The sequence below is a fragment of the Pseudomonas fluorescens genome (assembly GCF_001307275.1).
GTDB classification, from domain to species: Bacteria; Pseudomonadota; Gammaproteobacteria; order Pseudomonadales; family Pseudomonadaceae; genus Aquipseudomonas; species Aquipseudomonas fluorescens_AA.
In genome coordinates this window covers 4,455,189-4,475,176 of the sequence record NZ_CP012831.1, presented here as the reverse complement: position 1 = coordinate 4,475,176, position 19,988 = coordinate 4,455,189, and the positions used below count along the sequence as shown (strand labels likewise).

General features: G+C 58.8%; 20 protein-coding genes, 4 tRNA genes and 1 pseudogene. 6 read left to right on the top strand and 19 right to left on the bottom strand.

All coding sequences use genetic code 11. The features are described from left to right. Window position 1: 1 nt before the first annotated feature. The 11 genes from AO356_RS20010 to AO356_RS19960 all read right to left on the bottom strand — a co-directional run bounded on the left by AO356_RS20010 (window position 2) and on the right by AO356_RS19960 (window position 9,279). The gene (locus AO356_RS20010; protein ID WP_060741206.1) at window positions 2-988 is read right to left on the bottom strand and encodes a type II secretion system F family protein; all 987 of its coding nucleotides are present in this window, start codon (window positions 986-988) and stop codon (window positions 2-4) included. Beyond that, window positions 985-2,427: a CpaF family protein gene (locus AO356_RS20005; protein ID WP_060741205.1), complete on the bottom strand. Its 1,443-nt coding sequence runs from the start codon at window positions 2,425-2,427 to the stop codon at window positions 985-987. The genes AO356_RS20010 and AO356_RS20005 overlap by 4 nt, the downstream gene beginning before the upstream one ends. 3 nt (window positions 2,428-2,430) lie before the next feature. Then, window positions 2,431-3,651, bottom strand: a complete 1,221-nt coding sequence (locus AO356_RS20000) for an AAA family ATPase (protein ID WP_060741204.1) — start codon at window positions 3,649-3,651, stop codon at window positions 2,431-2,433. Beyond that, window positions 3,645-4,139: a TadE family protein gene (locus tag AO356_RS19995; RefSeq protein WP_060741203.1), complete on the bottom strand. Its 495-nt coding sequence runs from the start codon at window positions 4,137-4,139 to the stop codon at window positions 3,645-3,647. Before AO356_RS19995 ends, AO356_RS20000 begins: the two co-directional genes overlap by 7 nt. After that, window positions 4,139-4,618, bottom strand: a complete 480-nt coding sequence (locus tag AO356_RS19990; RefSeq protein WP_060741202.1) for a TadE/TadG family type IV pilus assembly protein — start codon at window positions 4,616-4,618, stop codon at window positions 4,139-4,141. Before AO356_RS19990 ends, AO356_RS19995 begins: the two co-directional genes overlap by 1 nt. 8 nt (window positions 4,619-4,626) lie before the next feature. Then, on the bottom strand, window positions 4,627-5,943 hold the full coding sequence (locus tag AO356_RS19985) for a TadE/TadG family type IV pilus assembly protein (RefSeq protein WP_060741201.1): 1,317 nt from the start codon (window positions 5,941-5,943) through the stop codon (window positions 4,627-4,629). Between the two features lie 71 nt (window positions 5,944-6,014). Then, the gene (cpaB, locus tag AO356_RS19980) at window positions 6,015-6,830 is read right to left on the bottom strand and encodes a Flp pilus assembly protein CpaB (RefSeq protein ID WP_060741200.1); all 816 of its coding nucleotides are present in this window, start codon (window positions 6,828-6,830) and stop codon (window positions 6,015-6,017) included. Window positions 6,831-6,845: 15 nt separating this feature from the next. Continuing rightward, a complete protein-coding gene (locus AO356_RS19975) occupies window positions 6,846-8,174 on the bottom strand; it encodes a hypothetical protein (RefSeq protein ID WP_060741199.1) in 1,329 nt (442 codons plus the stop codon). A gap of 2 nt (window positions 8,175-8,176) precedes the next feature. After that, window positions 8,177-8,707 (bottom strand): A24 family peptidase, encoded by a 531-nt coding sequence (locus AO356_RS19970; RefSeq protein ID WP_060741198.1) that lies wholly within the window; start codon window positions 8,705-8,707, stop codon window positions 8,177-8,179. A gap of 26 nt (window positions 8,708-8,733) precedes the next feature. After that, window positions 8,734-8,928, bottom strand: coding sequence for a Flp family type IVb pilin (locus AO356_RS19965; RefSeq protein WP_060741197.1), 195 nt, complete (start codon window positions 8,926-8,928; stop codon window positions 8,734-8,736). Window positions 8,929-9,084: 156 nt separating this feature from the next. After that, on the bottom strand, window positions 9,085-9,279 hold the full coding sequence (locus tag AO356_RS19960) for a Flp family type IVb pilin (protein ID WP_008070254.1): 195 nt from the start codon (window positions 9,277-9,279) through the stop codon (window positions 9,085-9,087). A gap of 300 nt (window positions 9,280-9,579) precedes the next feature. On the opposite strand from AO356_RS19960, the gene AO356_RS19955 reads away from it, so the two are divergent. Beyond that, on the top strand, window positions 9,580-10,449 hold the full coding sequence (locus AO356_RS19955; RefSeq protein ID WP_060741196.1) for a DNA-binding response regulator: 870 nt from the start codon (window positions 9,580-9,582) through the stop codon (window positions 10,447-10,449). Window positions 10,450-10,578: 129 nt separating this feature from the next. On the opposite strand, the gene AO356_RS19950 is transcribed toward AO356_RS19955, so the two are convergent. Beyond that, the gene (locus AO356_RS19950) at window positions 10,579-11,010 is read right to left on the bottom strand and encodes an Lrp/AsnC family transcriptional regulator (RefSeq protein ID WP_060741195.1); all 432 of its coding nucleotides are present in this window, start codon (window positions 11,008-11,010) and stop codon (window positions 10,579-10,581) included. 198 nt (window positions 11,011-11,208) lie between these two features. Here AO356_RS19950 and AO356_RS19945 point away from each other — a divergent pair, with 198 nt between their 5' ends. From AO356_RS19945 to AO356_RS19930, 4 genes are all read left to right on the top strand, one after another. Further along, complete coding sequence (locus tag AO356_RS19945) at window positions 11,209-11,922, top strand: YczE/YyaS/YitT family protein (protein WP_060741194.1); 714 nt, start codon at window positions 11,209-11,211, stop codon at window positions 11,920-11,922. A gap of 102 nt (window positions 11,923-12,024) precedes the next feature. Then, window positions 12,025-13,509 (top strand): AmmeMemoRadiSam system radical SAM enzyme, encoded by a 1,485-nt coding sequence (gene amrS, locus AO356_RS19940; protein WP_060741193.1) that lies wholly within the window; start codon window positions 12,025-12,027, stop codon window positions 13,507-13,509. Continuing rightward, complete coding sequence (locus tag AO356_RS19935) at window positions 13,506-14,651, top strand: trans-sulfuration enzyme family protein (protein WP_060741192.1); 1,146 nt, start codon at window positions 13,506-13,508, stop codon at window positions 14,649-14,651. Before amrS ends, AO356_RS19935 begins: the two co-directional genes overlap by 4 nt. Window positions 14,652-14,711: 60 nt before the next feature. After that, complete coding sequence (locus tag AO356_RS19930) at window positions 14,712-15,968, top strand: PLP-dependent aminotransferase family protein (protein WP_060741191.1); 1,257 nt, start codon at window positions 14,712-14,714, stop codon at window positions 15,966-15,968. An 11-nt stretch (window positions 15,969-15,979) separates the two neighbouring features. On the opposite strand, the gene AO356_RS19925 is transcribed toward AO356_RS19930, so the two are convergent. The 5 genes from AO356_RS19925 to AO356_RS19905 all read right to left on the bottom strand — a co-directional run bounded on the left by AO356_RS19925 (window position 15,980) and on the right by AO356_RS19905 (window position 17,276). Beyond that, a complete protein-coding gene (locus AO356_RS19925) occupies window positions 15,980-16,612 on the bottom strand; it encodes a LysE family translocator (RefSeq protein ID WP_060741190.1) in 633 nt (210 codons plus the stop codon). A gap of 250 nt (window positions 16,613-16,862) precedes the next feature. Beyond that, window positions 16,863-16,938 (bottom strand) — tRNA-Gly (locus tag AO356_RS19920). A gap of 3 nt (window positions 16,939-16,941) precedes the next feature. Continuing rightward, window positions 16,942-17,017 (bottom strand) — tRNA-Glu (locus AO356_RS19915). Between the two features lie 105 nt (window positions 17,018-17,122). Next, window positions 17,123-17,198 (bottom strand) — tRNA-Gly (locus AO356_RS19910). Window positions 17,199-17,200: 2 nt separating this feature from the next. Next, window positions 17,201-17,276 (bottom strand) — tRNA-Glu (locus AO356_RS19905). Between the two features lie 371 nt (window positions 17,277-17,647). Here AO356_RS19905 and AO356_RS19900 point away from each other — a divergent pair. Continuing rightward, a complete protein-coding gene (locus AO356_RS19900; protein WP_060741189.1) occupies window positions 17,648-18,406 on the top strand; it encodes a hypothetical protein in 759 nt (252 codons plus the stop codon). 196 nt (window positions 18,407-18,602) lie between these two features. Here the strand turns inward: AO356_RS19900 and AO356_RS33420 are convergent, their stop codons facing one another. Further along, entirely contained in the window at window positions 18,603-19,307 is a 705-nt protein-coding gene (locus AO356_RS33420; protein ID WP_420480621.1) for a methyl-accepting chemotaxis protein, read from the bottom strand. Between the two features lie 204 nt (window positions 19,308-19,511). Beyond that, window positions 19,512-19,688 (bottom strand): annotated as a pseudogene (locus AO356_RS33415) (HAMP domain-containing protein); the annotation flags it as partial. Window positions 19,689-19,988 lie beyond the last annotated feature (300 nt).

Genomic DNA, 19,988 nt, shown 5'->3' with positions numbered 1-19,988 from the left:
CTTAAACCTGGATCCGGATGATCTTTCTTATCCAGAAAATCCCGATCAACATGGCGCAGAACGCGCCGATGATCAGCTTGTGCCCTATGGGGTCATTGATCAGCACGGGCATGTAGCTGGGGCTGGTGAGCACGATGGCGATCGCCAGCACGAACGGGATCGCCACCAGCACCCACGCCGACATGCGCCCTTCCGCCGACAACGTCTTGATCTTGCGCTGGAACCGGAAACGCCCGCGAATCAGCCGACTCAGGCGCTCCAGCACTTCGGTCAGGTTGCCGCCGGTCTCGCGGTGGATGAGGATCGAGGTCACCAGCATCATCACCGTCATGCTCGGCATCCGCTCCAGCAGCCCGAGCATCGCCCGGCGCACGTCGTTGCCATAGTTGATGTCGGAAAACGTCATGCCGAATTCCTGGGCGACCGGCCCCTTGTGCTCCTCGGCGACCAGACGCAGGGTTTCGTTGAACGGATGCCCGGCGCGCAAGGCTCGGCACATGGCGTCCAGCGCATCCGGCAAACCTTCCTCGAACGCGGCGAAGCGCTTGTTGCGGTCACGCAGGATTTTCAACACCGGCGCCCAGGTCAGTGCAAAGGCCGCCAGCAGCGCCATCCACCAGACCGGCGAGACCATCAGCACCAAGGCACCGGCCGCCACCCCCAGGACCAGACCGAGCAGCATGACCCGATAAGCCCGGTATTCATGACCGGCCTGCTCGATCAGTTGCGTCAGGTTGGCCATGAACGGCAGTTGTTCCAGGCGGGCTTCCAGGGGGGACAGGCGCGTCAGGTATTTCTGCCGCAACACGGTTTGCATGTTGGGCAAGTGGTTGGCCTTCTCCAGCACATGCAGGCGCCCGCGAATACGCTTGCGCATCTTGCCGGCTTCGCCGAACACCGGCACCACCACGCCCTGGGACAGCAGGAACACGGCGATGAACACCATGCCAAGGAAAATCAGGATGAACTCGCTGGGGATATTGTTCATGACGTGCGGCCCTCCATCCACTCAGGGCGAAACAAGGTCAGCGGCAACTCGATGCCGCGCTTGGCCAGCACATCGCGGAAGGCCGGGATCATGCCGCTGGGCCGATACTCCCCGAGCACCTCGCCGTGCTCGCCGATGCCCTGGCGCACGAAAGAGAAAATTTCGGTCATGGTAATGACCTCCCCTTCCATCCCGTTGATCTCCTGCATGCTCACCACGCGTCGCTTGCCGTCTTCTTGACGCTCCAGTTGGATCACCACATCAATGGCCGAGGCAATTTGTTGACGCATGGCCTTGATCGGAAATGTCGCCCCGGTCATCGACACCATGTTCTCGATTCGCCCCAGCGCATCCCGTGCGGTGTTGGCGTGAATGGTGGTCAGCGAACCGTCGTGGCCGGTGTTCATCGCCGTGAGCATGTCCATCGCCTCGGCACCACGCACCTCACCGATGACAATCCGGTCCGGGCGCATGCGCAGGCTGTTTCGCACCAACTCCCGCTGGCTCACCTCGCCACGCCCCTCGATGTTCGATGGCCGGGTTTCCAGGCGTACCACGTGGGGCTGTTGCAGTTGCAGCTCGGCCGAATCCTCGATGGTGACGATGCGCTCGTTGTGGGGGATGAAACTGGAGAGCACGTTGAGCATGGTGGTCTTGCCACTGCCGGTCCCGCCGGAGATCAGCACGTTCAGGCGCCCGCGAACAATAGCCTTGAGCAGCAAGGCAATGGCCGGGGTCATCGTGCCTACTTGGATCAGGCTGTCGGTGTTGAGCAGGTCCACGGCGAAGCGCCGGATCGACATGCTCGGACCGTCGATGGCCAGCGGTGGAATGATCGCGTTGACCCGCGAACCGTCCTTGAGCCGGGCGTCCACCAACGGCGAAGACTCGTCGATACGGCGCCCCAGGCTGGACACGATGCGGTCGATGATATTCAGCAAATGCTGATCGTCGCGAAAACGCACGTCGGTGCGTTGCAGCTTGCCGAAGCGCTCGACATAGACCGAGGCAAACCCGTTGACCAGGATGTCGGACACGCTATGGTCGGCCAACAGCGGTTCCAGCGGCCCGAGGCCGAGCACCTCGTCAGTGATCTGCTTGATGATCAACTGCCGGCTGACGGTACTCACTGGCGCCGAATGTTCCTCGAGCAGGCGCTGGCAGATATCGCGGATCTGCCGCGCGGCCTCGGCCTGCTCGAGGGCATCGAGCAACGACAGGTCCATGACCTTGAGCAGTTGCTGGTAGATCTTTTCCCGCCACTCGGCCTCCACCGGCGTGACCTGGCTGCGGGTTTCATACAGCACGTCGGGGATGGCCTGCTCCCAGGCCATCAAGGCGTCCGTCGGGTCCGGCAAGCCATCGCCGGGCTGGGCGCCCGCGGCGGCAACAGGTTTGGCGGGCTGTTTGCGCAAGCGGTTACGAAAGTCGCTGATCATGGGTCATCCCCCGAAAAAACGGTTGAAGGCACGTTTAAGCAGGCCCTTGTCCGTGGCCATCTGGTGACCGACCAGGTCTTCGGTCAAATCGCGCAGGGCAGCGGTGATGGCCGCCTTCGGCGCATGCAGCCCCAACGGCACGCCAGTGTTCTGACTCTGGCTGACCAGGTTGAAGTCATTGGGCAATTTCGACAGGTTCGCGCAGCGCAGGGCCTCGCCGATGTCCTTGAGGCTGACGGCGGCGTTTTTGTCATAGCGGTTGATCACGATCTGCAACTGCTCCCCGCGCACGCCCAGGTCTTCGCGAAGGATCCGCACCAGAGCGCTGGCATCACGCAGGTGGCTGACGCTCTGTTGCACCACCACGTACACCCGGTCCACCTGTTCCAGCACCGAGCCGGTGAGGTGATCGATCTGCCGCGGCAGGTCCACCACCACCCAGTCATAACTGGCGCGGGCCAGTTGCAACAGGGCGTCGAGCTGTTCGGGTTGGGCATCCTGGGGCAGGCACAACTCACCGGCCCGGCCTCCCAGGACGTGCAGGGTCGGGCTGAAGTGGCTGCAAAAACCCCGCAGCGCGACACTGTCCATCTCATCGATCTGCTGCAGCACTTCCAGATGGCTGTGGGACTGCGACACGTCCAGGTAATGGGTCACGCTGCCAAATTGCAGGTCCATGTCCAGCAACAGCGTATTGCCTGCCCGGGCACTGAGCTGCTGGGCCAGGTTGCACGCCACCAGGGTTCCGCCGGAGCCGCCCTTGGCGCTGATCACCGCGACCAGCTTCCCTTCGTTGCCGTTGCCGAGACGGACTTCCGCCACCAGGCGATTCAGCGCCGCCACCAATTCCGTGTCGGCGATGGGTTCGGGCAGCACATCCCGGGCACCGGCCTGCATCGCCAGGCGCATACCCTCCTGCTCGCCCAAGGGACCGCACACCAGCATCGGCGGACGTTCATGGGCAGGGCGTTGCAGCAACGCCGACAGTTCTTCGCGCCACAGATGGCTGACGCGCAACAGCAGCAGGTCGGGCATGCGGTCCAGGCCGTAGAGCGGATCGACATGGCCGTTGCTGACCAGGCGCGTGCTGACCTCAAGGCCAGGCATGCGCTGGCAGACACATTGCAGGTCGCGCAGGGACGTAGCATCGCGACTGCTGATCAGTATCCGCAGCCCGGCTCTGCCGGTGGTGGTCGAAAGCGGATTTTCCCTGGTGTTCAGCATGGTGTGATCTCCCCGGAATCGGAATGACGCCCAAGGCTTTCGCGTGGCAAGGTTGCCCTGAACGTGGGCAAGGTAATGGGCACGCCCAAGCCGGGAATGAACAGGTTGAAAACAAAGTTCTGCACGCTCAGCCGGACATAGCGAATGGCTCGAAAGCCGGTGGCGCCGGACGTGTCGGTGGGGTTCGCTACCACGGCGCCGTTGACGTCCAGGTAGGTCAGCGCCAGGTTCGAGGTCGCCAGGTTGCTGATCAGTTGGCTGGTGCCGGCGTCCGTCGCGGCGTTGAAGATGGCCCGGCGCAAGACCACCGGATCGCTGACATTGCACACCGCCGCCAGCCGCGCACCACGGCGCGCCGCTTCATCCAGCGCATTGACCGTGAAGTACAGCCGGCCCATTTCCACCACGCCGAACAGCAGGATGAACACCAGCAAGCCCACAAAGGAGAACTCCACGATGTAAGTGCCGCGCATGTGCTTGTGATTCATCACAGCGCCCTCATGACAGTGGTCGCCACCAACTGGATGCCCAGTGGAATGGCATTGCCGAAGAAACCTGGGATCGAACCCGCGCAGTTGCCCGCGCCAATCACCGGGCAGAAGGTGTAGGTAATGGTGACGCGCACATGATCGATGCCCTCGGCGGCGACCTGCACATTCGCCGTGGTCAAGCCTGACACCACAGCGGTTCCCGTCGCGCTGGGCACGCCATACACCGCGACGTTTTTCGTCTGGGTCAGGAGCGTGCTGCCCAAGGCGACAGTGCCAAGGGTGGAGTTCCAGGCCTGGCTGGCGACGAAACGGTCGGCATCGCGGCTGGCCTGCAACAGCACGTTGTACTGGTAGAGCATGCGGCCGAACTCGCCGAAGGCCAGCAGCAACAACAGCAACAACGGCAGCACCAGGGTGAACTCCACCAGCGCCACGCCTTGCTGGGCTTGCGCGGGTTTGAACTGAGAAAGTCCCATGACGCCTCCTACGAGTCGGTGCTCGGAGTGCCGCTGCCGTTGAGATAGGTTTTGTAGAGCTGGATGATCTGCGGGCCGGCATCGGTGGAGGGTGTAGGACCGGGTACGTTGTCGCCTTCGCACTCCTGGACGAACTGGCCAAAGATGATGGACTCCGAACCACCGCCGTCCACTGGCTGCACGACGAAGTAGCAGCCGAACCCCAAGACTGGAATCGACGTCGAGCCGCTCAGTTTCCCGGCGCAATCGCCAATCACGATCTTCAACATCCGACGTTCGAAAACCCCGTTGCTTTGGCAACCGCTGGCGCCTCCCGCCACACAGGCGGCGACCTTGGCCCGCCAGTCGTTGTAGTCCTGTATCGCCTCGCCACCCGCCGACAGATCACCGTTGCTCGAGGTGACGGACTGGCCTTTGTACTGCGCCTGGGAGAGCGCATCGTTGTAGGTGATCGCCGGAGTGCCTGACGCCGTGACCAGGTCCGGTGGGTAGTCCGAAGAACTGACCGGACCATTGTAGATACCGAAGCGCGTGTTCAAGCCTTGGGAAGTAGGACCGGCTTTATTCCCCGGCGCCGTCTGGACGTTGCTCCCGACACTGCGGCAAACCGAGCCACCGCCGGCCAGGTCCTCCCGGACTGCACTGCCGCCTGAGCCGAAATCCAGCAATTGGAAATTGCCCGGCCCAATGGGCGATGTGTTCCCCGCCGCCGTTTTCAAGACCTCCAGGTCGCCAAATTGGTAGCCCCAGAAGTTGCCGGCGCCAGGGTTGTATTGAGTGGGATCGCCACACACCATCAACGGTGCCAGGTCACAAGGCGAGGTGGGGCTGGGACCTGCCGTGGCAATCGCCGCCACGCGCTTGTTGCCTAAGCCGGCGCTGCCCATCGTTTGCACGAAACTCCAGAAAAAACCGTTCAATTGATAACTGGACACCGACACCCGCACGTACTTGGCATCGCTAGGCCCGGGATAGGAAAACGGGCCATAGACGCTGCTGGACAGTTCCACCACGGCAAACGCGCCCGGGTTGCCGGCGACCGCGGTGGCCAGTTCGGTGTTGCCGGTGGCGTTGGCATTTCTGTTCAGCGTGTCCAGGGCCGCCGCGCGGGTGGTGCTGGCCATGTTGATGCCGCCACTCACCTGGCTCAGGGTCTTGGCGCCGCCCAAGGCCGCGGCATCCACCGCATTTTGCAGGCGCGTCTTGTTCAGCAGCATGTGCCCGCCATCCAGGGCCAAGGCCGCCATCATGGAAATCGCCACCAGCGCGATCACCATCAGTACACTCACCGCCCCTCCCTGGCGCCGGATATTGGCATTCATCATCGAGCCCTCATCTACAACGTTTGAGGATCGGCATCGCCACGGCCCGGACGGGCCTGGCATGGAGGCGTCATTCAGCGGACATTGATCACGCTGCTTTCAACGCCGCGGATCAGCGTGATCGCTCCGCCTTGCGGCTTGGCACTGCGTTGCACCACAGGTTTTGGCACCGGGGCGGCCGCCATGGCCATGACCGGCGCAGGGGCTGGCGGCGCAACGGCCACGGCCTTCTTCTCCAGGTTCAACGGGTTGCGCAAGGCCAATTGCAGCTTGCCTTCGGTTTGCGCCGTGACCAGCGCTTCGGCTTCGGTGGCCGACATTTCCAAGGTCACGGCCCGCACCACCACCGGCTGGGTCTTGTCGGTGCCCGCCGTCTGGTCCACCGCCAGCACCCGCAGGTTTTCCAGGATGGTCCGGGACGTGGCGCTGTTACTGCCGGCGCTGGTGGTCTTGGTCGCCAATACATCGACCCGGTTGCCCGGCAAGAGAAAGCCCCCCACGCCGACCACATCATCCACGCGGACCGAAATGGCGCGTTTGTCCGGCGCGATCAGCGAAGCCAGGGTGCTGCCGCCCAAGTGCTCACTCAGACGCGCGCCCCGCACGATGTCGCCGCGCAGGATGTCGAAGGTGGCGATCTTGCCCACGGCCTGTTCGCTGGCATCGAAAGCGTCGTCCGGGATCGTGTCCATGGGCATGCGCACCGTGGTGACTTGCTGGGCCTCGACCATTTGCCCGAAGGGGATTTCCACCGTGGCGACCACCACGCTTCGCAAATGATCATCGGGAGACGCGTTGAGTCGCGCGCTCAGCCAGGCGTCAGCCATCCATGCGGCACCAAGGCCCATTACCAGGGAAACGCCTATCAGCGGAAGCGTACGAGAGCTCATGTCGGTATCTCCAGATCAAAGGAAGTCGAGCTGAACGAAGTAGTTGTGCCAGGCCCATTCCAGCTCTTGCGGCAACAGCGGGCCGGAACCGCCCAGGTAACGCTGGCGGTCGAGCGCCATGTTCAACAGGTCACGAGGATGACAAGGCACCAGCGGCATGCCTTCGCTTGCATACAACCGCTGCAGGACATAGCGCACCAACAGCGGGTCATACGGGATGCCCAGGCGCTCGCACTCCTGGCGCCAGATGCGTTCGTAATCCTCGGGCTTGAGGTAGCCGAACTGCACTTTGTAGCCAATGCGCCGCAGAAAAGCCTCGTCGGCCAGTTCGAGGGGATTGAGGTTGGTGGAAAACACCAGCACCAGGTCGAACGGCAGCTCGCAATGCCGACCGCCGCCCAGGTTGATGAAGTCGCGCTTCTCCTCCATCGGCACGATCCAGCGATTGAGCAACTCCGCAGGGGCCATGCGCTGGCGCCCCATGTCATCGATGATGAACAGGCCGTTGCTGGCCTTGAGCTGCAGCGCCGCCTGGTATTGCCGGGTGAACGGGTCGTAGCGCACGTCCAACTGCTCCATGCTCAGCTCGCCGCCGGTGATGACGATCGGGCGCTTGCAGCACAGCAGCCGGCGGTCGATGCCTTCGTTGAGCATCAGGTTGTTCGCTTGGCCATTGTCGTCCAGGCGCTGGTGCACCTGCGGGTCGTAGATCTCGATCACCGACTCGTTGATGACGATGGCATGGGGCACCCAGATGGCCTCGGCGAACAGCCGGATCAATCGGCTGCTGACATAGGTTTTACCCGTGCCCGCCGGCCCGTAGATCATGATCGCCCGCCCGGAATTCAGGGCGACGCCCAACTGGTCGAGCATGCCTTGGCTCAGCACCAGGCCGGCCAAGGCCTGGTTCATGTCCTTGGCGGTGATGCGACCGTGGTGGATGGTCTGGATCTTGATCAGCGAGCGATAAGTACTCACCGGGAACGGCGCCGCGCCGATGTAGCCACTGCGGGCCAGGGCATCACGGGCCGAACTGCGGCCGCGCTCGGTGAGGCCATAACGCAGCGTCTGCCCACCGGTTTGCCCCAACTGGCCCAGCACTTCGACACGACCGTCCTTGCGCAGGAACGCCAGGACTTCCTCCAACACCGCGCCGGTCAGGGCCAGGCGCTCCACCAGCCGCGACATGTCCAGCACACCGGCGTCATGCAGATGCTTGCACACCAGTTCACCCAGGAAACTGTCGGTCAGGCCTGTGTCGCGAATGGTGCATGGCTGGGGTGCCAGGCGTTGTACCGCTTCCCGTTCGCTGGGGTAGGCATCGCTATCGTTGATGACGTGCATGACTAGACTCCCCAGCCGCCGGCAATCAGTTGCCAGTAAACGCTGTTCAAAGTGCCGATCAGGATCGCAATCGAATAGGGAAAGGGTTTGCCCGCCACTTCATCCGAAGTCGGCGCCAGATAGGCCTGGGCTCGTACAATCAACCAGTAGCGTCCCAGGGTCTGGAGCAGTTGGCCGCGGGCCAGGACGATCAGGAAACCGCACACACCGCCGGCGATCAGACTGAACAGCGCCGCCCACAGTGCGTAATGAAAAGGCAGGAAGCTGCCGACCATGGTCATCAGCTTGACGTCACCGGCGGCCATGCCACCGACGGCGTACATGGGCAGGAACAGCGCGAAGCAGATCAGCATGCCCAACAGGCTGTCGCCCAGGCCACCGATCCCGCCGGTATACACCTGGCCGGCCAAGCCCAGAGCAAGGCCCAACAGGACCAATGTGTTGGGGATACGGTGGCGAAGCAGATCGCTCACCACCGCCACACCCAGCAGTCCTAGCAGCAGTACCGTCGACACCAGCAGTTCCATGGACATGATGCGTCTCCCTGGGGGGATTTTCGTTAGCAGGCGACGTTGCTATTGACGACCTGGCACAGTGCCCGGATCTTGGTATCCACGGCGCCGCCCAGAAGGACGAAGGCCGCCGCTACCAACACCGTGATCAAGCCTCCCGCCACCGCGTATTCAACGATGGTCAGGCCGTCTTCATCTTTGGCGAACTTGCTGATCGAGTTGCTTATTGTCTGGAGAGTCATTTCATGAACCTCACGCGGGTCAGAAGTACTGTTACGAACTTGATTGGAGGGGACAGCGCGAAGTCCATTTGATTGATTCGTTGTACTCACTGCATAAGAGTCGCAAGCGGTTTTCCTTGAAAGTGACCGTGCCCCCTTCACTGCAAGTCGCCGCTGTCAGCAGGCAACGTTGCCGTTGACCGCCTGGCACAGCGCACGGATCTTGGTGTTCACGGCACCGCCCAGAAGCACAAACGCGGCAGCCACCAACACGGTGATCAACCCACCGGCCACGGCGTATTCCACAATGGTCAGGCCATCTTCATCTTTGGCGAACTTCAGCACCGAAGCCTTGATTGTTTGAAGAGTCATTTCGCACACCTCATCGGGTTGTTTTATCAAGGGCAGTACATTGCGAACTGCCTGATGCAACCCTAGTCAGCAGGTGGTCAGTGCCGTTAGGAGGATTTTGCACATCGCTAGGATTTTTTTGCGCCGGACAGGACAGGCGCCGGGGCGGGAAATCCAGCACTGGGACAGTGCGAACGGGCGTCCCATGACGACGGATGGCGCTAAACGATCGGACTTTTATAAAAATTTATTCGGCGAAATGATGGCACAGTGACAATACTGCTAGCTAAAGGGCAGCAAGCACCTGTGGGTAGTCGTCCTATGGCGTCCAATCCGACTGCAAAGCCAAAGCTGTTATGGGTCGATCTGACTCATGACCGGTCCACCCAGGAACTCGTCTCCCTGTTCCAGGACACGTGCGACTGCACGCTGGCCAAAAAAGCCATGCTGCCCGGCGCGGAACAGGTCGACATGATCTGCATCCATTTCGACCGCCCGGACACACCGGGCCTGCGACGCCTGTTGGAGATCAAACGAACCGTTCCTGGCACGCCCATCACCATGTTCACCGTGCAGCACTCCGAAGAGCTGGCGGTGTGGGCCATGCGCTCCAGCGTCTGGGAATACATGGTGCTGCCCTTGTCCGCCGCCGAGAAAAAGCGCTACCTCACCGCCGTGGTGCAACTGTGCGAGCTGCGCCGCAATGCCAATGGCCGGGCAAAGACCTCGCAGATCGACCACTCCCCGACCCTGCCGGACAGCATTCGCCTGACCGCCGGGCACCAGAAGCACCAGGCTCTCAGCCACATCATGCTGTACATCGACCAGCATTTTCGCGACAGCATCGATCAGCGCGACCTGGCCAAGCGTTGCGGTATGACGACGTTTCGTTTCAGCCGGGTGTTCAAGGAGGCCAATGGCCTCGGCTTCACCGACTACGTGCTGAACAAACGCATGAGCTTCGCCAAGGAGTTGCTCGATAACAGCCAGATGCCCATCACCAGCATCGGCTACGAGGCCGGCTTCAAGGACCCGTCCTACTTCGCTCGCGCCTTCAAGCAATACGCCAGTTGCACGCCCAGTGAATACCGTCTCGCGTACCAGATGCGCAACGCACATCCGGCACCGGAGCCACCGGATGAGGCCGCCCTGGAAGCGATTGAAAACCTGGTGCACAGCCTTGAGGGTTAAAAGGTTTTGTAGCGTTATCGCCATCTTTCTATAAGCATCCCCACCCGTGCCAGAGCTAGACCGGACGCCCATGGCCAGGGAGCGACCTCGTCGATCGACTCCCCGCCCCTGCCCGACAGGCGCCCTGACTCACGGGGCGAGTTTTCTTCTCTCGATAGGAATGGACAGGACAATGCTGGTTCGGGTCTCACCGTACGCATTGATTTTCGCAATAATGTCCTCGATCTCAGCCATGGATCGGGCGTAGATGCGGATCAGATAGGAGTCATTCCCCGTGATGTGCAGGCACTCGACGACTTCGGGTATGTCGGTGAGTGTCGCTATCAATTTGGCTTTCGCCGGCTTGAGGGTGGTGATGCCGACGACAGCCGATATGCCATACCCCAGCTTGGTTGGATCTAACTGCGCGCAATAGCCCTTGATGACCCCGGAGTCTTCAAGTTTGCGCAACCTGTCATTGGTGGCAGGAATAGAAAGCCCCGCGTGCTTGGAAAGCTCTGTGATGGAAATGCGACCACAGTCCTGTACCTTACCCAGGATTTTGACGTCTATACGATCCATGTGCGTTTTCCCCGGTTAAAAGTATAAATTTTAATGAAAAGCCCGCGTTTTTCATTAAAAAAAGCATGCACCAAAATAAAGCATGGCGCTAGTCTATTTCCAGCCTGAAAAACCTGAAAAGAATCCGGGCAATCAACGGCCCTGCTCTTTAGCGTGACGCACTCATAATAAAATATTCTCTCCAGGGATGGTGTTCGCATGGAAGATGAAAAGAAAAAGTGTGAAAAAAAACCTCACCCGCTCGTCCAGCACATTGGCACGCAAGTCCTAAGTCTCCGGCATTTCAAGAAAGATCAGTTACTGATGTACCTGATGGGCGTCGGTTTCTTTTCGTTGGGTGCCAAGTGTTTCATCATCAGCCAACTGGGTACTGACCCATTAGATGTCCTGATCATCTCGATCGATAAAATACTCATGCTGGGCATGGGCGTTTGCTCGGCTATCGTATCGCTGTTTTTCCTGACATGGTGGGTGCTCTGGAACAAAAAATACCCACCGATAAGTCCCTTCATTACAACGACGCTGACTGGGCTGCTGATTGATCTCTGGTCGTGGCTGGGGCTCGGGGAGTATTTGATCGTCAGAATGAATGAGTACGCGTTATTGGCCTCGGGGCTGATGCTGTGTGCCTATTCCTCCGCCTTGATCATCATGAGCGGTATCGGCATCAGGATCATGGACCTGGTGGTATTGACCATGGTATCCAAATGGAACTGGTCGTTCACCAAAGCCAAAATGATTATTGAAATCGGCATCTTTTCGAGCGGTTGGCTTTTAGGCGGTCCCTTCGGTATCGGCACGATTGCATTTCTGCTGGTGATCGGCCCACTTATTCAACCGTTCATGAACATGAATGCCAAGCGCTTTGCACTTAAAAACTATGGATTGATGAGCGCTTCATCCGCTTACTAATAAATCTACAACTATGACTGCCCTGCAGGGCGGCAGGATCGTTTCGCCTCGACTTTTTAAACCGATGCTATTGATGGCAACTTCCGTGATGAGGAGTGAAAGATGGACACTACAAAAAATAAAAACTGGACCTTGGAAAGCAGCCCGGCAAAACTGGAAGAAATACTCCCTGGGGGCGCTGTCAAGTGTCATCTTTCCCCACGCAACTGTGTTATCCAGGAAGGCAAGTTAGGTTTTTGCAAAGTGCGCGGAAACCGTGGGGGCAGGCTCGTTACATTGAACTACGGTAAAGGCGTTCACAGCACCGAAGAGACAATCGAAACCGAAGCCGTTTTCCACTTTGCCCCGGGGGAGCGAATCTTGTCCCTGGGTAATATCGGCTGCATGCTCAACTGCGGTTACTGTCATAACTGGAAGACATCGCAGGCCAAGTACGTCACCGACAAGGACGTTTACTACTACACCCCCGAGCAGGTGGTGGAAACTGCACTCAAGCACGGCATACGCGTCATTTCCTGGACGTATAACGACCCCGTTGTCTGGCACGAATTCATCCTCGACACAGCGAAGCTGGCCAAGGAAGCGGGCCTGATCAACCTCTATAAATCGGCATTCTTCATCAGCGAAGAGGCCATTGATGAATTATTGCCGGTCATCGATATTTTCTCGATTTCGCTGAAATCCATCTCCCCGGAATACTACCGCAAGGTCACCACCGGCTGGGTAGAGCCCGTTCTGGCGGGTATCAAGAAAGTCTATGACGCCGGCAAATATGTCGAGGTCAGCACCTTGATGGTGACCGACATCAGCGACGACGAGGAAACGGCGAGGAAAATCAGCCAGTGGGTCCTGGATGAACTGGGCCCGAACGTACCGCTGCACTTCGTCAGGTTTCACCCCGATTACAAGATGAGCAACAGCATCCGTACGCCTGTGGACAGGCTCCTGAAGGCTCGGGACGTTGCTCGGAGCATGGGCGTTGAGCATGTCTACCTGGGTAACGTGAATGACGTCGAAGGGACCAATACCAGCTGCAACCACTGTAACGCCCTGCTCGTCACCCGTTATGGCTTGAACGCTGAAATCATCGGACTGGACAGCAAAGGATGCTGCTCTCAGTGCGGACATGATGCGCATTTCAAATTGCTGGGTGAACACCAGGCGAACGCCCCTGTCGAGTTGCGCGAGGACACGTTGAGCGCCTACGAGAAGCGAAAGTTCGAATGGCACGGAGACATTGTGTCGCTGCACGCCCAAGTGCTGAATACCGAAGACTTCGAACAGACCGTCTACCTGCGACGCAATTATACGGACGGGCACAACAGCGATTGGAAATCACTGACCTTGCGCCCCCATGAAAGCTATCGATTCATCGTTGCCAAGGCTCGCATCGATGAAACAGGCCCTGAGGTCTGGCTCCCCAACGGCGTGAACTCGAACCTTCATGAAGTCTTCGACAGGGCCCACTTCCCGACGGAGTCGATTGAAGAAATCGGTATTTCGCAAAATGACATCACCCCGACCGTGGGCTACGAGGGTAAGCAAAACATGTATGAACAGGTCATCAAACTGGTCAGCCAAGCATGAAAGTGTCTACTGAAATACTTCATATCAAGGTGGATGACCGGGACGCCCATCCTTCGGTAACGCCTATTTATCAGTGCAGCGCTTTCAACGCTGACTCGGCCTTCTTCTATTCAAGGAAAGCCAATCCCAACGTGACGGAGTTGGAACAGGTCGTCGCGTCCCTGGAGGGCAGTGAACATGCCCTGGCCTACAGCACCGGGATGAGCGCGATCTACATGGTGTTGGAACTGTTGAAACCGGGTGCTTCGCTGGTCATCAACAAATACATCTATGGCTGCTCCTATAAATTGTTCCAGCGCTATGCGGCACGTATCGGCGCACACCTGACGATTCTGGATCTCACCACGGCAGAGGGGCTGAAGGCCTTGCCGGCGAACGTCGACATGGTCATTTTCGAAACGCCGACCAATCCCTTCCTGAAAGACATTGATATCCATGCGGTCAGCAGGGCCGTCAAGCAACACAACCCGCAGGCGCTGGTGGTCGTTGACAATACCTGGGCCACACCGATATTTCAGAAGCCGTTGAATTTTGGCGCCGACATATCCCTGTACAGCGCAACCAAATACTTCTCTGGACACAGTGATGTCATGGGCGGCCTGGTGCTGGTCAACAATGAAACGATTTACAACCGTCTCCTCGAGGGTCGCTTTTATTCAGGCACGATACTCACCCCCAATAGCGCCTGGTTGCTGCGCAGAAGCATGCAGACGTTCAACCTGCGCATGGAAAAACACAGCCAGACGACAGCAAGCATGCTCAACTATCTGCGCGAGTTGCCTTTTATCGAGCATGTCTATTACCCACGCATCGATGGTCGGCAATTGAGCGGTTATGGCGGCATTGTGTTTGTTGATATTCGGCCCGATCTGGTGCCCTTTTACAAAACGTTCACCAGCGCGCTCAAATGGTTTGGCACCGGCACCGGAATGGCCTGCGTGACCTCGATGGTCGCCCAGCCCTTCAGTGGAAGCCACGCCTCGATGACGGATCAGGAAAAAGCGGACATGGGCATCGAGAAAGGCCTGGTTCGATTGTGCTTTGGCCTGGAGGATATTGAAGACCTCAAGGAGGACCTGCTACAGGCATTCGAAACCATGGAAAGCAAGGTCGATCAGAAAAGCTCACTCGATCCTGCATAGCGTGTCATCACAAGCAACGAGCCTTCAGTGGCTCGTTGCTTTTTTTATGGAGAAGCGAAAGTGTCCAGCGCATTCGAAAACACGATATTCGAAGACCCCACCCTGAACGTCATCCACCTTCTAAACTCCATCGCCCAGGAAAATCCGGAGGCCATTTCACTGGCCTCCGGTCGACCCGATGACCAGCAGTGCGACCCGTCGCTCATCGACCGAGGCCTGGCCCAATACAAACTTCACGTTGCCGGCACGGGGCAGTCACTGGCGACACTGCTTTGCCAATATGGAAAAACCTCGGGAATCATCAATGAAACAATCGCTACCTATTTGCAGGCGGATGAAGGGATAACAGTCTCCAACCCTGAAAGCATCGTGGTGTGCCTGGGGTTTCAGGAAGCCTGTACCTTGACGCTCCTGTCCATTTTTGAAGGCGGTGGGCTTTTATTAGTGCCTGACCCGGTGTTTTCCGGGGTCACAGGCATCGCAAAACTGCTGGGCATAAAAATAGTCCCCGTCCCCATGGCGGCTTTTCTCGACCCAATCGCCCTGCGCGGAATCATTGAAGAACTTGAATCCAGAGGGGAAAAAATCAAAGCACTGTATGCCGTTCCGGATTTTAGCAATCCGACCGCCGACAGCCTCTCCTATCACGCCAGGACAGCCATGCTTTCCTTGGCCAATGAAAAGAATTTTTTCGTCCTTGAAGACACGGCCTACCGCTACTTCAGGTACGAAGGCGATGCCATTGCGTCCATGAAGTCCATCGACAGCAGTCGAGTATTCTTGCTGGGCTCCTTTGCCAAGTCGATTTTTCCCGGCTTGCGCATGGGTTATGTGGTCGCGCCGGAGGGCGCCGGTGTCATGTCATTCAGTGCCCGATTGTGCAAGGCCAAAAGCCTGATCACCGTCAACACCCCTGCCCTGTGCCAAGCGGTCGTCGCCGGCTTGCTGATCGAGAACAACTACTCGCTGCAAGGGCTGAACCAACCCAGGGTGCTGTCCTATACGCAGAAAAGAGACCACATGCTTGAATGCCTCGAACGTGAATTCCCACTCAAGGTCGGCGCCCAAAGAACGGTCAGCTGGAATCATCCGGCGGGCGGCTTCTTCATCAATCTGCGGCTGCCTTTCGCCTTTGGGTATTGTGAAATGCGCGAATGCGCCCAGCAGTTCAAGGTGATCGTATTCCCTACCACCTTATTTTCGCTGACGAATGAGGCGGCTAATCAGGTCAGGCTTTCATTCAGCAATGCCACCGCCCCAGACGTCACCCAAGCCATAGGCCGCTTCAGGGCGTATGTCGAGTCCAGACTGCAGTAAGACCTCTTTTATCAGGTTGCCGTAGCCAGCATGACGCCAGTGGCGACCTGGTAGGCCCCCAGAACGCTGATGGTCGCCCCCGAAAAGTAGTTGATCAGCCTTAGCTTCGATTCGGCAATCCGCGCCTTGAAAAGGGAGGAGAACCCGCTCAAGCCCAGCCACCAGGCAGCCGAGCCCAGGAATATACCGGTCACCATCGGCAGCAAGGCGTGCTGGCCGCCTTGGTCGCTGACCATGCCATCGCTCAACGCGGCGAATATCGCGATAAACGACAAGATGGTCATGGGGTTCGACAGGGTCAGGAACAGCGTGGTCGAGTAGGCTTTGAACATGTTGGCACGCTCACCTGCCATGGCGGTCGCGCCCCCCTTCGATCGTATTGTCTGATAGCCAATGTAGGCGAGGAATAGTCCACCAAAAATACACAACCAAGGTTTGAAGCTGATCAGCGTCGCGATGATGGCCGTGACCCCGAGGGCCCCGATGAATCCGTAGATCGAATCGGCAGTGGCGGCCCCCAATCCCGTTGCGAAGCCGGCTCTCCAGCCCAGCATGAGGCTTCGCTGTATGCACAACAGCCCAATAGGCCCCACAGGGGCTGCGATGCACAGCCCAATGACCATCGATTTAACAAAAATCAGCATAAGTGCACCTCCAGAATGGGTACTGGAAGGTTAGGAGAAGTGCTTTTTTTTAGGAATGAACTATTAATCTTCCTGAGCGTTTTACCTTAAGTTTTGCATGAAGTACTTTCGCTTCACCTTCATTATTAAGGTAAAGCGCGGTAAGCCCCCTCAGACAACGAAAATCGCTGGTTAAAGATCCATGCATCTTGAATGGTCTTTTCACGCGCATAAAAAAACGCCGCTCGTATGAGCGGCGTTTTTTTGAATTTGGAGCGGGAAACGAGACTCGAACTCGCGACCCCGACCTTGGCAAGGTCGTGCTCTACCAACTGAGCTATTCCCGCAAATGGCGTCCCCTAGGGGACTCGAACCCCTGTTACCGCCGTGAAAGGGCGGTGTCCTAGGCCACTAGACGAAGGGGACACGCTAACTGAAACACATGGTGTGTATTTCAGTGCCCAAATCCGCATCCGAAGATGTCGGCTCTGGCTTCACTCAGCCCTGCTCGAAAGCAACACTGTTTAAAATTGGAGCGGGAAACGAGACTCGAACTCGCGACCCCGACCTTGGCAAGGTCGTGCTCTACCAACTGAGCTATTCCCGCATTGGCGTCCCCTAGGGGACTCGAACCCCTGTTACCGCCGTGAAAGGGCGGTGTCCTAGGCCACTAGACGAAGGGGACACACGTACAACATTCACTACTTAGAGCGTTTGGCTGAGTGCTTTACGCTGTAAGTGGCGCGCATTCTATGGATGGATTGAAGGGTCGTCAACCCCCAGATATAAATTTATTTAAATCAATGACTTCGCCCGGTTTGGGGGCGATCCGCACATTTTACTCGCCCGGTCTCTGACGCCTATATTCTGTCACCCGCCGAGACGCTATAGTCGCGCCAGGTAAATGATGGCAATGTGCTCCTACCCGATCATGCGTCCTATAAACAGCACGACGCCCGTCTAATCACGTCGCTCGGGCCTATGCGCTTAAAAGCCAAGCCACTACACTCATGACATGCGTACCCTAATAAAGAGGTCTTACCGGTGACACCACTCATGATCACCCTGCTCGTCGTAGCCGGGATCGCCCTGTTGATCGCCATTGGCTACATGAACCACGTGGTGGAAAACAACAAGCTGGAAAAGGCCCGCACCAAGGTAGAACTCAACGACCGCATGCGTCGCTGTGGCGAGCTCACCGAAACCTTCCCCGGGCAGTTGATGACCCCTGCCCTGAAATTGTTGATAACGCGCCTCGAGATGAATGTCTGCCAGCGCCTGTTGAACCTGGATAAAACCAATTCCGCGGTCAAGGCACGCCTGGATGAACTGAGCGCACTGGCTGCCCAGGGCGAATCGATCCCGGTGAGCAATCCACCGGCACCGATCCAGACCGAAGCCAAGGCCAAGGACGTTCGCTTTCTGCTCGAGGCCTTGCATGGCCAGATCACCCGCGCCGCCCAGGACGGTTTCCTGCCGCCCAACGAAGCCAAGCGCTGGATCCGTGAAGTGCGGCACATCCTGGTGCTGCTGCACATCGAGTTCTTCAACAACCTCGGCCAGCAGGCTTTGCAGCAAGAACAACCCGGGCAGGCTCGCCTGGCCTTCGAGCGCGGCGTGCAGTACCTGCGCAAGCAACAGGAACCACAGGTCTACGCCGAACAACTGGCCTACCTGGAAAAACTGCTGGCCCGCGCCAATGCCCAGGTCCTGGCCAGCACCCAGCCGGTCGAGGGCGAGGTCAACCAGTTGACCGAAGGCTTGAAGGACGACGAAATAAACGACGAGTGGAAGAAGAAGAAAGTCTACGACTGATACGGCTCCACCCTGTGCGGGTGGAGTTTCTGTGGCGAGGGAGCTTGCTCCCGCTGGAGTGCGCAGCGCTCCCGCGAATCCTGGGTCTGCTTCGCAGCCCAGCGGGAGCAAGCTCCCTCGCCACGGGGCTGTAAGCTATGCCCGTACACCGCCAGACAGGCAAAACTGTTGGCATGTTGGATCCGCTATCGCGGACTCACAACTTGAAATGCCCCACCATCCCTTTCAACTCAATCCCCAACTGCGCCAGCTCGATGCTGGAAGCGGCATTGCCGCGCATCGCCAGGGACGATTGATCAGCGCTGGCGCGAATGCTGGTGACACTGCGGTTGATCTCTTCGGCCACCGAGCTCTGCTGCTCGGCTGCCGCGGCGATCTGTTGGTTCATCTGCTGGATCAACGACACCGCCGCCGCAATGCTGCCCAACGCGCTCTCGGTCTGCAGTGCGTCGCTGACCGCCATCTTCACCAACTCGCCACTGCTCTGGATCTGCTGCACGGAAGCCTGGGCAGCTGAACGCAAGGCGCTCACCAGTCGTTCGATTTCCTCGGTGGACTGTTGCGTGCGCCTGGCCAGGGCCCGCACCTCATCGGCCACGACCGCAAAGCCCCTGCCCTGCTCCCCGGCACGGGCCGCCTCGATAGCGGCATTGAGGGCCAACAGGTTGGTTTGCTCGGCCACGCTCTTGATCACACTCAGCACTGTGCCGATGTTCTGGATCTCGGCGCTGAGACTTTCGATGCTGGAACTGGCCGAGGTGGCCGAATCGGCCAGTTGCTCGATGCGCACCATGCTCTGGCGCACCACCTGCTGGCCGCTTTCGACCTTGTCGTCGGCAGTCTGGGCCGCTTGTGCCGCCTCTTCGGCATTGCGCGCCACATCGTGCACGGTGGCCGTCATCTGGTTCATGGCCGTGGCGACCTGCTCGGTTTCCTCTTTCTGGCTGCTGACTTCCAGATTGGTCTGCTCGGTCACAGCTGACAGCGATTGAGCCGAATTGGCCAGTTGCTCGATCCCGGCCTGCAAGCCACTGACGATACTGCTCAGCCCTGCGCCCATCTGTTGCATCGCCTGCATCAACTGGCCAATCTCGTCCCGGCGCGTCACTTCCACCGTGGCGCTCAAGTCACCCGCCGCGATCCGCTGGGCAACGCGAATGACGCTGCGCAGCGGCGTCACGATCAGCCGGGTGATGACCCACGCCGCGATCAATCCCACCAGCAACGCCAAGGCCGACGAACCGATGATCAGCAGCGAGTTCTTCTTCAGTTCAGTCTGCATGGCATGGTCTTCGGCACTGAAGGCCTGGTCGACCCGCGCCACCACTTGATCGGCACGCTCGTGCAGTTGCTGGTAGACGATTTTTTCCTTCGCCAACAGGCCGGTGTACTCGGCCAGTTGCTCATTGAACCCAGCGATATGCCCGGCCACTTCATTGAGCACGGTCTGGTAACCCGGGTCCTTGACCGTGGTCTTGAGCGCTTCGGCCTGTTTCATGGCCTGCTCGGCCTGTTCGATGCTGCCTTCCCCAGCGCCCTCGACGTTGCCTTTGCGGCTCTGGTCCAAACGGACCCGCGCTTC

Bases quoted from the DNA above. Each gene is read 5' to 3' on its own strand.
- AO356_RS20010 (WP_060741206.1), bottom strand. From the start codon at position 988: ATGAACAATATCCCCAGCGAGTTCATCCTGATTTTCCTTGGCATGGTG.
- AO356_RS20005 (WP_060741205.1), bottom strand. From the start codon at position 2,427: ATGATCAGCGACTTTCGTAACCGCTTGCGCAAACAGCCCGCCAAACCT.
- AO356_RS20000 (WP_060741204.1), bottom strand. From the start codon at position 3,651: ATGCTGAACACCAGGGAAAATCCGCTTTCGACCACCACCGGCAGAGCC.
- AO356_RS19995 (WP_060741203.1), bottom strand. From the start codon at position 4,139: ATGAATCACAAGCACATGCGCGGCACTTACATCGTGGAGTTCTCCTTT.
- AO356_RS19990 (WP_060741202.1), bottom strand. From the start codon at position 4,618: ATGGGACTTTCTCAGTTCAAACCCGCGCAAGCCCAGCAAGGCGTGGCG.
- AO356_RS19985 (WP_060741201.1), bottom strand. From the start codon at position 5,943: ATGATGAATGCCAATATCCGGCGCCAGGGAGGGGCGGTGAGTGTACTG.
- cpaB (WP_060741200.1), bottom strand. From the start codon at position 6,830: ATGAGCTCTCGTACGCTTCCGCTGATAGGCGTTTCCCTGGTAATGGGC.
- AO356_RS19975 (WP_060741199.1), bottom strand. From the start codon at position 8,174: ATGCACGTCATCAACGATAGCGATGCCTACCCCAGCGAACGGGAAGCG.
- AO356_RS19970 (WP_060741198.1), bottom strand. From the start codon at position 8,707: ATGTCCATGGAACTGCTGGTGTCGACGGTACTGCTGCTAGGACTGCTG.
- AO356_RS19965 (WP_060741197.1), bottom strand. From the start codon at position 8,928: ATGACTCTCCAGACAATAAGCAACTCGATCAGCAAGTTCGCCAAAGAT.
- AO356_RS19960 (WP_008070254.1), bottom strand. From the start codon at position 9,279: ATGACTCTTCAAACAATCAAGGCTTCGGTGCTGAAGTTCGCCAAAGAT.
- AO356_RS19955 (WP_060741196.1), top strand. From the start codon at position 9,580: ATGGCGTCCAATCCGACTGCAAAGCCAAAGCTGTTATGGGTCGATCTG.
- AO356_RS19950 (WP_060741195.1), bottom strand. From the start codon at position 11,010: ATGGATCGTATAGACGTCAAAATCCTGGGTAAGGTACAGGACTGTGGT.
- AO356_RS19945 (WP_060741194.1), top strand. From the start codon at position 11,209: ATGGAAGATGAAAAGAAAAAGTGTGAAAAAAAACCTCACCCGCTCGTC.
- amrS (WP_060741193.1), top strand. From the start codon at position 12,025: ATGGACACTACAAAAAATAAAAACTGGACCTTGGAAAGCAGCCCGGCA.
- AO356_RS19935 (WP_060741192.1), top strand. From the start codon at position 13,506: ATGAAAGTGTCTACTGAAATACTTCATATCAAGGTGGATGACCGGGAC.
- AO356_RS19925 (WP_060741190.1), bottom strand. From the start codon at position 16,612: ATGCTGATTTTTGTTAAATCGATGGTCATTGGGCTGTGCATCGCAGCC.
- AO356_RS19900 (WP_060741189.1), top strand. From the start codon at position 17,648: ATGATCACCCTGCTCGTCGTAGCCGGGATCGCCCTGTTGATCGCCATT.
- AO356_RS33420 (WP_420480621.1), bottom strand. From the start codon at position 19,307: ATGACGGCCACCGTGCACGATGTGGCGCGCAATGCCGAAGAGGCGGCA.